The sequence below is a fragment of the Natronobacterium texcoconense genome (assembly GCF_900104065.1).
Taxonomy (GTDB): Archaea; Halobacteriota; Halobacteria; order Halobacteriales; family Natrialbaceae; genus Natronobacterium; species Natronobacterium texcoconense.
On the sequence record NZ_FNLC01000006.1, the window covers coordinates 123,579 to 137,985 of the forward strand.

Genomic DNA, 14,407 nt, shown 5'->3' on the forward strand with positions numbered 1-14,407 from the left:
ACCATTTTGAGTTCCGTTGACTGAAGATGTCACTACCGTCGTGAACAAATATAGAACGCTTCTATACGCTCAGTCGCTGATGAACTTGTTGTCCCGCCAGTTGACGCCCGACTCGCCGGAGCCGTGGTCTCGAGGTCCTTCCACGACCTCGACGTCGGCCGGCCGCGGTTCGCCGTCGACGATCCGGGTGGCATCGAGTTCGCCGTCGTGCTCGGAGATTGCGGTCAGCGTGCCTTTCTCGGCGGCTTCGGCGATGCCACAGAGGACGAGGAACATCTCGTACTGCAGCAGCGAGTTCTGGAGGACCGTCTCTCGGTCGCCCTTGAACGCGGCGAACTCGACGAGTTCGGATTCGATCTCCTCTTCTTCCTCCTCGTCCCAGCTAAAGGACTGCTGGCGGCGCTCTTCGGGGTCTTCCTCGTACACCCGGTTTTCGGTGACGCTGGCCTTGAGCTGGGCGGTCGGCGTGTACTTGCTGACCGACTGATCCTTGGCGACTGCCTTGAGGATGAGCGTGTTGTTCCGTCGTGTGATCTCTACGTCGTCTACCCCGTCGGGGAACGTCGCTTCGTCGATGTGATCGTGAAGATCTTCGAGGGGGAGTTCGAGCGTCGAATGCAACCGATAAACGTGTCTGGATTCCTCTGATGACATAGTGGGGGGAGTACGAGAGTCTTGTATGCCACTACGCGTGGGTCACTTATATGATCTGCTATTAAATGCGTGAGATACCAGTACGGACAAATTTAAGTTTGGGGTTTACTCTGCGTCGAGCGTCTCGGCCAGTTCGCCACGTTCCTGTAGCTCTTCTAAGATGTCCGAGCCGCCGACGAACTCGCCGTCGACGAACGTCTGCGGGATCGTCTCCCAGCCGCTGTACTCCTCGAGTGCGACGCGGTACTCGTCTAACGACTCGAGAACGTCGACGGTCTCGTACTCGTCGCGGTGGTGGTCGATCAGGCCGAGTGCCTTCCGCGAGTAGCCACACTGGGGCATGAGTTCGGTCCCTTTCATGAAGAGGACGACCTCGTTTTCCTCGATGACGTCGGCGACCTGTTCGTTTACCTCCTCCTGATCGAGACCCTGGTTCGGCGGGAAGTCCATACACCGCAGTATGGCGGTGAGAGGGATAGGTTTTGCGTCATTGCCTCTCCGGTAAAACGGCCACAGTTCCCATCAAACCGACTCGAGTCGAACGATCCGGTCGTCGTCCTCGAGCGGGAACTCGCCTCCGGCGCGGCCGTCGCGGTTGGAGGTCAGCAGGTACAGCGAGCCCTCGGGACCGGGTTCGACGTGCCGAAGTCTCCCGTAGGTACTCTCGAAGAGCCTGCTGACGGTCGCGGTGAAGCGGTCGTCGAGCCAGGGGTCGTCGTAGACGGCGTCCGCGTCGTCATCCTCGACACCATCATCGTCTTCGCTCCGCAGCGTCACCCCGTACAGCGTTTCCGAAACGAGCCCACAGACGAAGAGCCGATTTTGCCACGCCTCGAGCGCGTCGCCCTCGTAGAACGTCAGTCCCGACGGCGCCCACGTCGTCTCCGGACCGGTGTTGACTAGCGGCGGTGTCACTGCCTCGTACTCGTCGTAGTTCTCGTACTCCGGGTCGTCCGGCCCGCCGCGCGTGACGTTCCAGCCGTAGTTGCCGCCCGGCCGGAGCATCGCCACCTCGTCTCGAGCCGCGGGTCCGTGTTCGGCGATCACCGGCGTCCCCTGCGGTGTGAAGTCGATTCCCTGGGGATTCCGGTGGCCGAGCGTGTAGGTTCTCGACTCGCCGTCGCCCCAGTCGGGATTGTCCGGTGCAGGGTCGCCGTCGGTATCGATCCGCAACACGGCACCCGCGAGCGAGCCCGGATTCTGCGTGAGCGCTGGCTCCTCCGCATCGCCGGTCAGCACCCACAGGTAGCCATCGGGGCCGAACGCGATCCGGCCGCCGTTGTGGGTCGTCGCGCCCGGAATTCCGTCGAGGATCGGCTCGAGGTCGCCGCTCTCGAGGTCGTATCGAACCACCCGGTTCCCGACGCCGTCGTCGTCGACGGTGTAGTAGACGAACAGCACGGATTCTTCGGGGTAGTCGGGGTGGGCCGCGACGCCCAGCGTTCCACCCTCGCCGGGTGCAGACCGATCCGGGAGGTCCGCACCCTCGAGGATGGCTTCCGCATCCCCTGGCCCGAGATCCGAGCCCGTCTCGAGGTCGTCCGCGTCGAACCGGAGCAGACCGCCGTCTCGCTCGGTGACGAACGCGTCCTCGCCCGCGAACGTGAGGTCCCAGGGGATCTCGAGGCCGGAGACGACCGTCGTCGGCTCCACGTCGTCCTCGGTCGGTTCGCCGTCCGCGGGTTCCCAGTCGGGCGCTGTCCAGTCGTCTTCGGGGGTCTCTTCGGGGGTGGCGAGCTCGAGGGAGTTCGAAGCGACCCCCTCGAGACAGCCAGCAGTGCCGGCCACGACCGTGGCTGCCGCAGTCGATAGTAATCGGCGTCGGGTCGGGGGCATGGTCGTTCCTACGGAGCGGATCGGGGAGTGTCTTGGCCCGACACCCGTCGCCCGCCTTCGGGAGAATTACTCCCCGGAACGGAACCAGCGATAGAGCCCGACAACTCCGAGAACAGCGAGGACGAGCCACGTACCGACGACGAGGGCTGCCCGAGTTGCACCGCGAGCGCTCGAGGCGCGCTGGTTTCGAGGCCGTCGAAGACGCCGAGCCAGCCGACGATCGTGATCGCGGCGACGGCGAGCCCGGCCCAGCGTACCTCCTGGCGGAGCGAATAGCCGCCAACGGAGTCGTCGTCGGTTCCGGTCATGCTCGAGGCTACGGCTGGCGCGTGGAAGTGCCTTCGGCCAGCGCGAATGATCGTCGCAGTCGGTCGGGGGTCCGATTTCTTTTCGGAGAGTAGCACGAATCAGGTGGTCACTCCAGAAGGGATGCCTGCGTATCGAGCCTCCTTCCGGTAGAAAGCCAGTAATCTACGCCTGTACCCTGTGATACGAAACCAGAGTATTTGTCAGTAAAATATATAGTATGGCTGTTTCTTCTGAACTGTATGAATCGCAGACAGTATCTCGCCACAACCGCAGTGGTAGCCAGCGTTTCCCTCAGTGGTTGTTCGGCACTCGAGGAGGAGGTCTCTCTTCGGAACCCGACCGAAGACCGCGACTCGACGTGGACTCAGTTCACACACGAATACCGCGACGAGGAGCTAGTCAGGGTTTCGTTTCGTGAGCGATCGAACACGTCGTCGACGTACCAACTGCAAACGACGATCTCACAGCCTACCGAAACCAGTATCGAGCGCACCCGGTTTCGATTCAGGCCGGAATCCGAAGATCTGGGACCCGACAGTATGTTCGTTCAGCCGCTCCGAACGCACCTGTACGACGAGTTCGACACCTATCGGGAAGACGGCTGGATCGTCGTCGAGGCGCTCGACCACGGCGAAGGGACAGTAAGCTACCAGGTACTGGCCCACCAGACGATAGGTGACGACGAACCGGGGCCGCTAGAAGTCGACTACGAGATCGTCTTCTCCGACGACGATTTTTTCGAGACCACCTACACTGCTCGAGATCGGACGACAGTCCAGTTCGAATAGAAGTCGATTCCTGACTCTATAGTAGCCACTGAAAGTCAGTGCGCACCCGATCGCACGACAGCGGTGCGATCGGTGTGCAAACAGTTTCAGTTGTTACTATAGTCCATCAACTGCTGTAGTCACTGCCTCGAAAGCCCCTGGGCCGCTCGCCCATCCGCCGCTCGCTGCGCGCGTTCCCGTCAGTCACGTGCTTGCGTCGCCGGGGAGAGACCGACCGGGCGGTCGGCTTCGCCGACCGCCTGTAACGTGGTCGTTCGAGGTGGCGAAGCCACCTCGATGACTCGTCGGAAGACCTTCGATCTTCCGAGATGACGAGAGACCGGAGGTCTCTCGAACCACGGCTCCGCCGCCACGCGAGCCAGCCCCTTTCAGTCCCACCCACAACACCACTCTCCTCCCCAGCCGACTCGTTCGCTCGTTTCACTCGCTCACTCCTCCCTCGCGCGGTATCGGCGAGCCACCCTCGCATCTGCTCGGGCGGCTATACAGCACGCGCCACGCGGTCTGTTCAATTATAGGAGCAAAGCGATTCCACACGGCCGGGAGCGGGATCCGAGCAATGCGAGGAGCCCGCGATCCGGGGAAGGGCAGGTATTTCCTGGCGGACTGAAAGGGCGAGGGGCGCGTGGCGTGACCGACGAGGGAACGCCACGATCGGCGTGAACGGCGAGCGGCGTGAGCCGTGAACACGCTCGCGCTCGGGGGAGTCGCTCCGCCGGCACTATCCGAGCAGTAGCGAGGGTATCCGGCGGAGCGGCCGCGAGCGCGCCGAGGGCTTTCGAGGCGTCTCGGTAACTAAAAACTGCTTCTGGGGCTGCTACGAACCCAGATTAGTTGTAAAATGCTTCCGCAACGAGCAGCGGGAAGACGAGCGTCGCCTCGGCTTCGACCTGCGTGTAGTTCAGTTCGGTGTCGTCCTTGATCTTACCCCAGGAGACGGCCTCGTTCGGCGGTGCGCCCGAGAGCGAGCCGTCGCCTTCCATCCCCGTTGAGATGTAGACGGCGTACTCCGCGCCGCCGCGGAAGAGGTTCGTCATGATGGCGTGGTGTTTCGGGACGCCGCCACCGACGGCGATCAGGCCGGTCGTGTCCGCGAACATGCCGTCCTCGATGATGCTTTCGTAGTCGTCGAGAATCTCGATGCCGATGTCCGAATCCGTATCCTGGCGCTGCCGGTAGTAGTAGAGGAAGTTCCCGACCTCTGCGTCGGTCAGCGCGGGACAGTAGACTGGGACATCATTGTCCGCGGCCTGCTTGAGCACCGAATCCTCGTCCTCGAGCGTCTCGCCGAGTTCGCGCGCGAACTCGGTCGGTGTCCGGATGCTCTCTTCGGCGAAGAAGTCGTCGAAGAAGTCGTAGAGGTACTCCTCGAGCCAGACGTAGCGGTCGGAGGGGACGAAGATGTTGCCCAGTCGGTTGATGCCGCGCTCGCGGAGTTCCGCTTCGTCGGCCTTCCACTCCCCCATTTTGAACGGTTTTGCGGTCTTGATGACGTCCTCGGTCAGCGATCCGGAGGTGGTGATGACGACGTCGACGAAGCCGTCTCGGATCAGCGCGGCGACGACCTCTCGTAGTCCGGAGGAGACGATGTTCGAGGTGAACGTGAGATATACTTTGGCGTCTTCTGCCTGCATCCCTTCGGTGATCTCGATCGCTTCGGCGAGTTGCGTGGCCTGGAAGCCGGTCGTTTCGTAGGCCTCGAGCAGCGACGACAGGTCGGCCCCGTCGCGGAAGTCGTAGCCGCGAACGTCTGCCGTCTCGAGTTCCTCGTCGGACCCCGGGACGACGTGTTCGCGGGAGTCGTCGTCGGTCATACACGGGAGAACGGAGAGAAGCAGTTTAAGTTGCCGGATTTGGCGCTATGCGATCAGTCGGCCGTCGTCGCCGACGATTCGGTCTCGGCGTGTGCAGAGCGCCAGTAGCCCTGGAGGTATGTACCGACGAACATGCCGGCGATGCCGTAGAGGATAACGACGTTGCCGACGCCGAGGCTGGCGTAGGCCGCACCGGGACAGATCCCCGACAGGCCCCAGCCGACGCCGAAGATGCCGCCGCCGACGACGACGTTCCTGTCGAGCGTTTTCAGTCGTCGGCCGTAGGTCGTGCCTGTCAGGGGAGCCGTGGTCCGGAACTGTTTGACTCCGAAGAAGGTGATCCCGGTGACGACGGCGGCCCCGAACATGACGAACAGCAGGCCGAGGTCGTCGAACTGGAGGAAGTTCAGGACGACTTCGGGCTGGGCCATGTGGCTGAACCCGAGGCCGAAGCCGAAGATCAGCCCGCCGGCGAACACCAGCGGCAGGAACAGCGGGTGTTGTTCGTGCTCCCCAGCCATTATGGACTCACCCCCAGTGCCGCGACGAGCTGTGCGACCCCGATCGCCACCAGCAGGAAGGTCGCGACGCCGACGAACGACGCACTCGAGGCCGAGCCGACGCCACAGACGCCGTGGCCCGAGGTACATCCCTTCCCGAGTCGGGTTCCGATCCCGATCAGGATGCCGCCGAGGAACAGTCGCCAGGGCTGGACTTCGGTCAGCCAGATCGTCAGCGCGCCGACCTCGCGGAACTGGCCGGTCGTGGCTGGCTGGTGGAGGCCGCTCGAGACCAGTCCCGACTGGAACGTGACGGCGTAGATCGCTGCGCCAGCGACGATGCCGAGCGTGAAGACGACCCGCCAGTCACGCGAGGGGCGATACCGCTGGAATCGCGAGAGATTCGAGACGTAGGAGAGCGTCGACTCGAGGAACGTACTCGCGCCGGCGGGGATGGCGGTCCCGAGGTAAATCACGACGACCCCGAGTCCGACCAGCAACCCGCCGATCGCGTAGTGGCTGATCCCGTTCGGAAACAGCTCCCCGACCAACGCAACGGTAAGCGCTACACTCATCACCTGCTGGAAGGAGTTGCGGTGGTATCAATGCTGTCGCCGCGGGGAAACTTGTGTGTATCTCGGACGCCCGGAGGAGACGCTAATCGGCTGCGGTCTGTGCGTCCAGTACCTCGAGTTTCTCCGCGGCGTAGCCGAAGACGTCCCGGTAGCCGTTGGACGACATGAGAACGGGATAGAACGACTCCTCGGCGACCTGTTCGTCGCCGTCCGCGGCCGCGAACGTCTCGCCGGCCTCGACCTCGGTAAAGTTCTCGACGAAGACCTCGTACGTCTCGGCGGACTCTTTCGGGATCACGTCGGTAAGCCGATAGACGGGGAGCTCCCGCTGGACTGTGTCACCGGGTAACGCACCGGTAGCGGTCAGGAACGTCCGCATGAGCCGGTCGGCGTTCTGGGCGGCCGTCTCGGAGCCCTGCTGCCCACACTCGACCTCGATCGTCTCGGCCTCGGTAATCAGCCGGCCCTCCGCGAACTCGCCCGTTTCGACCATCGCCATCACGGGCAGTCGTTGACACAGCTCCGTCGCAGTCTCGCTGACGGAATCGACGATCGTGAACGGTTCCGCGTAGCTCTGAGTCGAATGCATCGAGAAGGTGAGACAGCCCTCGAGTTCGTCGCCGAGCCGATGGGCCAGCCTCCCTTCGTGGGTCTTTGCATCCGGATCGCCCGGGAACGCTCGATTGAGGTCCTCGTCGACGAACCGGACCCGTCGCTCGAGAGCCTTCTCGTTGGCGACGACGAGTTTGACTGGCCGTTCGACGGTCGGCCGTTCGTCGAGAATCCGTTCGACGGCGCGAACGCCACAGGGTTCGTCGCCGTGGACGCCGGCGAGGACTGCGACCTCCGGCGTTCCCGACCCGAGCTGTGCGACTTTCATAGAGACTAGTTGATCTGGGCACCCAAAGGCGATACGGTTCGGCTTCGGTCGTACGGACTACTGCACGTCAGCGACGGCACAACTGCGACCGTCTGCGGTTGTGCCGAAATCGATCCGGTAGACCGTCTTACTCCTCGAGGGTCTCAGCGTACTCCCGATCGACTGTGCGTGCGGTAGGTCGCTCGCCGTCGAGACGGATTTGCCAGCCGTCGATCCGGTCGGGCTCCTCGAGGGCGTTCGTCAGTTTCGTTCGAACCTCGAGGACGTCGACGCCGTAGTAGTCGTGGGGGACGCCCTGGAGGTACTGCAGTGCCGTCCGGAACAGCGACCGCATCCCGTCGTCGTTCTCGAAGCCGTGGCGTTTGTACGCACCGGCGGCGACCTGGACCATCCCGTGGAGGAAGGCGCTCTCGGCCTGCCCGCGGCCGTAGTTGTACCACTCGTCCTCGAAACAGTCGTGGCTCTCGTGGTACTCGCCGGCGTTGAACAGCCGAACGCCGTGGACCGTCGCCCGCCGGAGGGTCGCGTGCTCCCAGCGCCCGTCGGACTCGAGCCAGCCCGTTGGCGGGTCGGCGCGGTCCGGCGGTGGATCGACGGTCGGATCGCGCGTGTGCTCGTCCACGGTCGTCGTTGGGGCTGCGTGCAAGTATTCCGTTCGCTTCACCGACCGTATATAGAGCCTACACAGTATCAGGGGAGGCCTTATTCGGCTGTAGCCCCTCCATTCAGGCTATGAACTACCCCCACGGCCGGTGTCGAAACTGCGGGCACCGTCTCTACGAACGACTCGAGGGGAACTATCGCTGTCCGAACTGCGAGACGGACTACTCGCGGGACGTGCTCGACGAACCGTCGCAGTAGTGTGCCGTCGAACCCTATCGATACTGACACGCTCGAGGATCGCCACAGCAGCGTCGAGGACGATCGGTAGGAGAAAAGCGACAAAACTGATTTTAGTTATAGTAACAACTGCAGCTAGTTACACACTGATCGCACAGTTGTCGTGCGATCAGGTGTGCATTGACTTGCAGTGGATACTATAGAACTACCTCTTTATTCTCCGCCACTGAAAGCAGTAGTATGCGCCGGCGTACCCTCGTCGCAGCTATCGTACCGGCAGCTACTGCAGGCGTTGCCGGCTGTATGACCAGCATCGATGACGTGTTTTCCTCCGAACCGGAAACCCCTCCAGGGATGACGGTGACAACGTACTACGAGGTCGCTGACGTCCTCGAGGAGGGAGTACGATACCATCAGATCGAAGGCGACAGGGTGACGGGCAGCGATGACCACTACTGGGACGTAATTCCCGACGAGGAGGCTGCAGAAACGCGATTTGTTAGTGACGAGACGGTAGATGAGTTCGTTCACGAGACGGACTTCGAAAACGAGTACCTCCTGGTCGTCCAGTACGGGATGCAATCCGATCGTGATCTCGTCCCCGAGAGGTTCGAACGGACCGAAGATGGCATTCACGCGGCGTTCTCGATCGAGACTCCGTCGGTAGGTGGAGACGATTACGCGCCTCACTCGGTTATCGCTCGAATTGACGACGACCGAAACGGAAACAGAGTCCCTGAACCTGACGAAGTTACGGTCACCATTGGCGGAGACGACTACGACTATCCGGATCGCACAACGCCGTCGATGCTCGCACGGGAGTAACTGTCTTCGGTTACGGAACTGCAATCCACGTAAAACGTTATAATAGCATGTCGCAATTGCACACTGTCTGTGTCGGGAGACGAAGCGAGAACCCGCGTGGGTGTCGGCGATTCGGCTGACGATTCTCGAGGGACGTGTCCACGTCGAGGCCGTGATCGAAGAGGCGAACCTCGTCGACGGCCGGGAGCGGACCGTCCGCGACGTTCTCGAGACGATGAACGAACGGGACCTCCTCACCGCCGTCGACGGCGAGGCGTAAGCCGTTCGTCCGAGCGAGGGGTTTCCTGCACTGGAACCGCCGTCACTCGAGAAGGTCGCGGACGTCTTCCATGATGCGATCTTTTACCGCCTCCTCGGTTCCGACGGGGAGATCGAGATGATCGAAGTCGTTCATGATCCGGAGCATCGCTGCCGCCTCGTACAGCGGCTCGGGGGTCGCGACCTCGGCGACGCGATCCGGAGCCGTTGTCCGGTACCCCTCGAGCATCGCCTCCCGAACCAGCATGCGGCGATCCCGAGCGTCCGGGAGTCCCGCGAGGAAGGCCCCGCTGTAGAGGTAGACGGCGAACTCGAAGTCGAAGGCCGCGGGCACGGAGAGCGTGTACCCCCAGTCGAGGACGGCGGTGATCTCGCCCGTCTCGGGGTCGACGAGCAGGTTGTGTAGCCCGTGATCGTTGCGCCCCAGGACGGGCTCGAACGGCCCCGTCAGGTCGTCGATACCCGACTCGAGCCACCGACGGAGTTCGGGCGTCAGGTGTGAGAACCGGGAGTCAGCGTGTCGCTCGAGTTCTTCGGTCACGTATTCCCGCAGATACGCCGGCCAGTCGTCGGACGGGTCGCCGACCGTCAGGGCCGTCGGGTCGCTGCTGGGTTGCTCGCCGGCGAGTTCGGGACCGTCGTGACGGACGTGGCCGAACGCTTCGGTCGCCGGAACCGAGTGGAGGTCGGCCAGATACGCTCCCATCTCCCGGGCGAGCCGTCGCAGAGCGTCGTCCTCGAGTCGGGCAACGTGCTCGTAGGCGACGTCCTCGCCGGGGAGTCCACGCATGAGGTAGTGCGGGGACGGCAGCGTCTCGTGAGCGTCGGTGACGGCGAGTACCTCGGGAACTGGAATCGACGTCCGGCTCTCGAGGACCGCCTGGAGCCGCGCTTCGGTCGGAATGCTCCAGGGTCGTCCGTCGGGCGAGGCCTTCAGGTACAGTTCCTGCGTCGAGTCGCTGTCGGCGACTACGAGTCGATAGACCGAACAGAAGCCGCGCTCGGCGGGGACCGCCTCGCGGAGTTCCCAGGTCGGATCGATGGTCTGCACCGCCGCCTCGAGCGCCGATTTAGGAAGCTCCCGTGCCTCGGGAATCTCGTCCATGGATGTGATGTCATAGTGTCATTTATGGGCTTTTCGGGACCGGTCGGAATCGATCACTACCGTTTCTCGTGGGAGAGATCATTCGGCCGGTCTACGTCCCGACACACGCCCGGATCGTCGACCGCGACGAGCGCGCTCGAGTCGCCCTCGAGGAGAATTCGCCGTCCACCGACGTCTCCCTCGACGGCCGTCAGCAGGTCGAAGAACCGACGATCGAACAGGACCGGGTTGCCGCGCTCGCTCTCGTAGGCTGGTGCGAGTGCGTCGCCTGCACCGGAGGCGTACGCCGAAACCAGCGCGTCGACCGTCGACGGATCGACGAACGGCATGTCTCCGAGTGCGATCACCGCGGCGTCGACCGTCGTCCGCTCGCGAAGCGTCTCGACTCCGGATCGAACGGAGGTCGACTGTCCCGCCTCGTACGTCGGGTTGGAGACCGTCGTCACTGGAAGTTCCGACACTGCTTCCTGGACCCGATCGGCTTCGTAGCCGACGACGACCACGACGGGATCGACGTCCGTCTCGAGCAGGGTTCGAGCCGCGTGAGCGACGAGCGGCGCTCCCTCGAGTGATGCCAGTAGCTTGTTGCGATCGCCGAAGCGGTCGCTCGTCCCGCCCGCGAGCACCACGCCGCCGACTCGAGGGTCGTCGGTCGCCTCGAACGGTGGCTCGACGACCGGGAGGTCGGCATCGGCTGGCGGTTCTGACGCAGTCCCGTCGCTCATCGGTCGATTGCGTAAGGAGGGACGACACCGACTGGTTCACCGGTTGTGAGGGTCGATTTGTTCGGTTTCTCGGAGAGCACTCACCTAGTTCCTCGAGCGCACGAACCACGTAGTTTTTGTTGCCGTCGCTACACCACTCGGTCGACGCGAACGGCGTCGACGAGTTGCTGGTCGTGGCCATCGACGATCGGTAACGCAGCCGTCGAGCGAGGAGTCACACCAGCGCCGATCTCGTCACGGGTACCGAGGTCGGAGCCCGTTGTGGACCGGAGCGAACGGAACGCGTGCGAGATAGAGTTACACGACCACGGATAGACGACCCGTATACGGAGGCGATTCCCCGTCACCGATCGATCTCCACCATGACAGCGAGTAACTGGAGCGTTCCGGAAACCGAAGTGGTACAGCGCGTTCGCGAGCGAGTCGAGACGACCGAGACCGACGTCCTCGCGACGATCGTCGACGTCGAGGGCAACGCCTACCGTCGTCCGGGGGCGAAGATGCTGCTCGACGAGGAGGGAGGGGGCGTCGGGAGCATCACTGCCGGCTGTCTCGAGGACGAACTCCTGCGACAGGCCGAGTCAGTTCGGGAGTCGGGTCGGCCCGAACTGGTCACGTACGACCTGATGGAAGACGATGACGACGTCTGGGGGCTCGGCGTCGGCTGCAACGGGATCATCGACGTGTTGCTCGAGCCCCTGACCGAGCGATACCAGCCCGCAGTCGACGCCTTCGACGCTGGCGAGGACGTGGCGATCGTTACCGTCCTCGAGAGCGACGCCGAATCGCTGTCGACCGGCGATCGGCTCTACTACTATCCCGACGGCGACCGATTCGGGACGCCAGGCTCGGAACCGGTGGCGGTGTGGCCACGCGAGAAGCTCCGGGAACCCGCCGAGGAACTCGCGGATCGCGGTCGTGGTGACGTCCTCGAGACGACCGTCGAGGGCGAGCGAGTCGACCTGTTCGTCGACGGGCTGTCGGCGCCGCCGGAACTGGTGGTGTTCGGGACCGGCCACGACGTCGGTCCGGTCGTCGAACTCGCGAAGTTGAACGACTTCCGCGTCACCGTCGTGAGCTTTCGCGGTGGCGTCGACCCGGAAGCGCGATTCCCGTCTATCGACCGCGGGATGACGACCTCTCCTGGCACGCTACGGGAGGATCTGGATCTCGACGGAAACACGTACGCAGTCGTCATGACCCACAACTTCGTCGACGACCGGCTGGCAGTCGATACACTGCTCGAGTCGCCCGTTCCCTACGTCGGGTTGATGGGGCCACGCGAACGGTTCGAGGAGATGCTCGCGAAGTTCGAGACGGAGGGGCGACAGATCGATGCCGACGAGCGAGCGAAATTGTACACGCCAGTCGGACTGGATCTCGGGAGCGGATCACCGTACGGGATCGCTCACAGCATCGTCGCCGAACTGCTCGCGGTCGTCAACGATTGCGAGCCACGTCACCTGACGGAGCGCGAGGGGCCGGTCCACGGCCGAGTCGACGTCGCGTCCGACCCCGACGCGCCGACGAGTTGAGTCCGTTTCCTCGAGTGTCGAACCTGATCCGTAGCTGGTTTATATCCGACGGCCATAGTTACGGACGGGTACAAAGCCCGCAAGAAAGCTAACTCGTGCAGTTCGTCGCTGTACGGAGTGCGTGCGAGGGTAGCCAAGCGGCCAACGGCGGCGGACTCAAGATCCGCTCTCGTAGGAGTTCGTGGGTTCGATTCCCTCCCCTCGCATCGCAAGATGCAGAAGGTCCTACGCGGGATCTTCCCTCGCAACATTCTGCAACGGAGACCACGGCGCTTAGCGTCGTCTGTATTCCGAGCGGTCGCTTCGAGATCGATTTGCAACGAATGGGATCGACCGGGAAATCGATCGGTCGAACGAGATAATCCTTGACTTCCAAACGTTTGTATTCGATGCAAACGAGGAACGCCCCAATTCTCTTGTAACGCTGGCGTATACACACTGCTACGATGGATTCGTTGACTCTCGACGACGTCGATCGTGGGATTCTCCACATGCTACAACAGGATGCACGAAATCACTCTCCGGCAGCGATTGCCGAGGAAGTAGACGTCGCACCGAACACGGTCCGAAACCGGATCGAGCGTCTCGAGGAACACGGCGTTATTGAGGGATACAATCCTCACATCAACTACGAACGAGCGGGATTCCAGTTGCACGTGCTTTTTGTCTGTACAGTACCCGTTTCCGATCGGCACGCGTTGGCGGAGCAAGCCCTCGAGATCGAAGGGGTCGTGCGAGTTATCGAAGCGTTATCCGGGAGTGAGAACTTGATTCTCGAGGCAGTCGGTGAAGATAGCGACGACATTACGGGTATTGCGACCCAGCTCGAAGACGTCGGCTGTACTATTCGTGACGAGCAGTTCCTCAAGGAGATGCACGTGCAGCCGTTCGATCACTTTGGAGAGGAAGTCGTTTAATACTGGTACCCGTCACTTCCTTTCCCTCTCGAGTTGAGGAAACCTTCAACACAAGGATTGAAGATTTCTTCACTGGATTCTCAATTGGCGCATATTTTCCAAGCATATTAGGGAGGGAGCTTATGTTTAGCGCAATATTGAATGATAGTAGTGAGAATGTTACACGGAGGAATTTATTCTACGGAGGAAACCCCGATGGAAATCGGATGGGGTATCGATAACGAAAGAGGAGATAATACGGCTGGTACGTGTGAATCTAGCAACTATAGGGAGATAGTATACAGCGGCTCCGTGACCGAGGTTCTGCAGGAAGTAGTTGAGAACTCTATCAGGCGGATGCTTACTAACGGGTGCATGAACCGTGATGGCTAGCGGTTCCCGTTCACGTTCTGGGGAGCCAAGAGAGGTACTGCTCGTCGAAGACAATCCGGGTGACGTTCGGCTCATCGAGGACGCCTTCGAGATGGTGTCCGAAGACACGGAGTTACGGACGGCCACTGATAGCTACGAGGCGCTTCACCTGCTACACCGGGGCGTTACCGATGATTCGACGTCACTTCCCGACCTTGCACTCGTCGATCTGAATCTCCCTGGGAAGGACGGATGCGAACTGCTCGAGTCGATCAGAGACGATCCTCATATCGAATGCCTGCCGGTGATAATACTGACGAGTTCCGAATCGCGTACCGATATCACCCGCTGCTACGAAGCCGGTGCTAACGCGTATATCACGAAGCCGTCGGATCCCGACGAATACGTGCGGCTCGCGGAGATGATCGAGCAGTTCTGGTATCAAAACGTACAGTTACCACCGATCCCGTCGTAGCCGGTCCGGTAACGCTGTCC

At 62.2% G+C, this 14,407-nt stretch carries 18 protein-coding genes and 1 tRNA gene; 8 read left to right on the forward strand and 11 right to left on the reverse strand.

Translation table 11 applies throughout. The annotated features are described in order from the left end of the window. Positions 1 to 69: 69 nt before the first annotated feature. The 4 genes from BLR35_RS18965 to BLR35_RS18980 all read right to left on the reverse strand — a co-directional run bounded on the left by BLR35_RS18965 (position 70) and on the right by BLR35_RS18980 (position 2,798). Positions 70 to 654 (reverse strand): DUF7110 family protein, encoded by a 585-nt coding sequence (locus BLR35_RS18965; RefSeq protein ID WP_090385620.1) that lies wholly within the window; start codon positions 652 to 654, stop codon positions 70 to 72. A gap of 105 nt (positions 655 to 759) precedes the next feature. Next, the gene (locus tag BLR35_RS18970; RefSeq protein WP_090385622.1) at positions 760 to 1,104 is read right to left on the reverse strand and encodes a glutaredoxin family protein; all 345 of its coding nucleotides are present in this window, start codon (positions 1,102 to 1,104) and stop codon (positions 760 to 762) included. A gap of 72 nt (positions 1,105 to 1,176) precedes the next feature. Further along, positions 1,177 to 2,490, reverse strand: coding sequence for a PQQ-dependent sugar dehydrogenase (locus BLR35_RS18975; RefSeq protein WP_090385625.1), 1,314 nt, complete (start codon positions 2,488 to 2,490; stop codon positions 1,177 to 1,179). A gap of 8 nt (positions 2,491 to 2,498) precedes the next feature. Next, complete coding sequence (locus BLR35_RS18980) at positions 2,499 to 2,798, reverse strand: hypothetical protein (RefSeq protein ID WP_244510287.1); 300 nt, start codon at positions 2,796 to 2,798, stop codon at positions 2,499 to 2,501. 240 nt (positions 2,799 to 3,038) lie between these two features. Here BLR35_RS18980 and BLR35_RS18985 point away from each other — a divergent pair, with 240 nt between their 5' ends. Further along, on the forward strand, positions 3,039 to 3,587 hold the full coding sequence (locus tag BLR35_RS18985) for a DUF8121 family protein (protein WP_139169328.1): 549 nt from the start codon (positions 3,039 to 3,041) through the stop codon (positions 3,585 to 3,587). Positions 3,588 to 4,417: 830 nt separating this feature from the next. Here BLR35_RS18985 and BLR35_RS18990 read toward each other — a convergent pair. From BLR35_RS18990 to BLR35_RS19010, 5 genes are all read right to left on the reverse strand, one after another. After that, complete coding sequence (locus BLR35_RS18990; RefSeq protein WP_090385632.1) at positions 4,418 to 5,401, reverse strand: deoxyhypusine synthase; 984 nt, start codon at positions 5,399 to 5,401, stop codon at positions 4,418 to 4,420. 53 nt (positions 5,402 to 5,454) lie between these two features. Next, complete coding sequence (locus BLR35_RS18995) at positions 5,455 to 5,922, reverse strand: DUF6691 family protein (protein ID WP_090385634.1); 468 nt, start codon at positions 5,920 to 5,922, stop codon at positions 5,455 to 5,457. Further along, entirely contained in the window at positions 5,922 to 6,476 is a 555-nt protein-coding gene (locus BLR35_RS19000) for a YeeE/YedE family protein (RefSeq protein WP_090385637.1), read from the reverse strand. The genes BLR35_RS18995 and BLR35_RS19000 overlap by 1 nt, the downstream gene beginning before the upstream one ends. Before the next feature lie 82 nt (positions 6,477 to 6,558). Continuing rightward, positions 6,559 to 7,356, reverse strand: a complete 798-nt coding sequence (locus BLR35_RS19005) for a M14 family metallopeptidase (protein ID WP_090385639.1) — start codon at positions 7,354 to 7,356, stop codon at positions 6,559 to 6,561. 127 nt (positions 7,357 to 7,483) lie between these two features. Then, positions 7,484 to 7,978 carry a DUF309 domain-containing protein gene (locus tag BLR35_RS19010; protein WP_090385642.1) on the reverse strand — a complete coding sequence of 165 codons (495 nt, stop codon included), beginning with the start codon at positions 7,976 to 7,978 and terminating at the stop codon, positions 7,484 to 7,486. A gap of 110 nt (positions 7,979 to 8,088) precedes the next feature. Between BLR35_RS19010 and BLR35_RS21180 the strand changes: the two genes are divergently transcribed. The 3 genes from BLR35_RS21180 (at position 8,089) to BLR35_RS20835 (ending at position 9,280) form a co-directional block, all read left to right on the forward strand. Next, positions 8,089 to 8,217, forward strand: coding sequence for a hypothetical protein (locus BLR35_RS21180; protein ID WP_280139376.1), 129 nt, complete (start codon positions 8,089 to 8,091; stop codon positions 8,215 to 8,217). A gap of 219 nt (positions 8,218 to 8,436) precedes the next feature. After that, positions 8,437 to 9,021, forward strand: coding sequence for a hypothetical protein (locus BLR35_RS19015; protein WP_139169329.1), 585 nt, complete (start codon positions 8,437 to 8,439; stop codon positions 9,019 to 9,021). Between the two features lie 100 nt (positions 9,022 to 9,121). Next, a complete protein-coding gene (locus BLR35_RS20835; RefSeq protein WP_170831076.1) occupies positions 9,122 to 9,280 on the forward strand; it encodes a hypothetical protein in 159 nt (52 codons plus the stop codon). A 42-nt stretch (positions 9,281 to 9,322) separates the two neighbouring features. Here BLR35_RS20835 and BLR35_RS19020 read toward each other — a convergent pair whose 3' ends face one another. Continuing rightward, a complete protein-coding gene (locus BLR35_RS19020; RefSeq protein WP_090385647.1) occupies positions 9,323 to 10,384 on the reverse strand; it encodes a phosphotransferase family protein in 1,062 nt (353 codons plus the stop codon). A gap of 56 nt (positions 10,385 to 10,440) precedes the next feature. Next, positions 10,441 to 11,109, reverse strand: coding sequence for a nucleotidyltransferase family protein (locus BLR35_RS19025; protein ID WP_090385649.1), 669 nt, complete (start codon positions 11,107 to 11,109; stop codon positions 10,441 to 10,443). A gap of 362 nt (positions 11,110 to 11,471) precedes the next feature. On the opposite strand from BLR35_RS19025, the gene BLR35_RS19035 reads away from it, so the two are divergent. The 4 genes from BLR35_RS19035 to BLR35_RS19050 all read left to right on the forward strand — a co-directional run bounded on the left by BLR35_RS19035 (position 11,472) and on the right by BLR35_RS19050 (position 14,387). Then, positions 11,472 to 12,644 (forward strand): XdhC family protein, encoded by a 1,173-nt coding sequence (locus BLR35_RS19035; RefSeq protein ID WP_090385652.1) that lies wholly within the window; start codon positions 11,472 to 11,474, stop codon positions 12,642 to 12,644. Positions 12,645 to 12,767: 123 nt separating this feature from the next. Further along, a tRNA-Leu gene (locus BLR35_RS19040) sits at positions 12,768 to 12,850 on the forward strand. Positions 12,851 to 13,090: 240 nt separating this feature from the next. After that, entirely contained in the window at positions 13,091 to 13,561 is a 471-nt protein-coding gene (locus BLR35_RS19045) for an Lrp/AsnC family transcriptional regulator (RefSeq protein ID WP_090385653.1), read from the forward strand. 364 nt (positions 13,562 to 13,925) lie between these two features. Further along, the gene (locus tag BLR35_RS19050; RefSeq protein WP_090385654.1) at positions 13,926 to 14,387 is read left to right on the forward strand and encodes a response regulator; all 462 of its coding nucleotides are present in this window, start codon (positions 13,926 to 13,928) and stop codon (positions 14,385 to 14,387) included. The last annotated feature ends 20 nt before the right edge of the window (positions 14,388 to 14,407 follow it).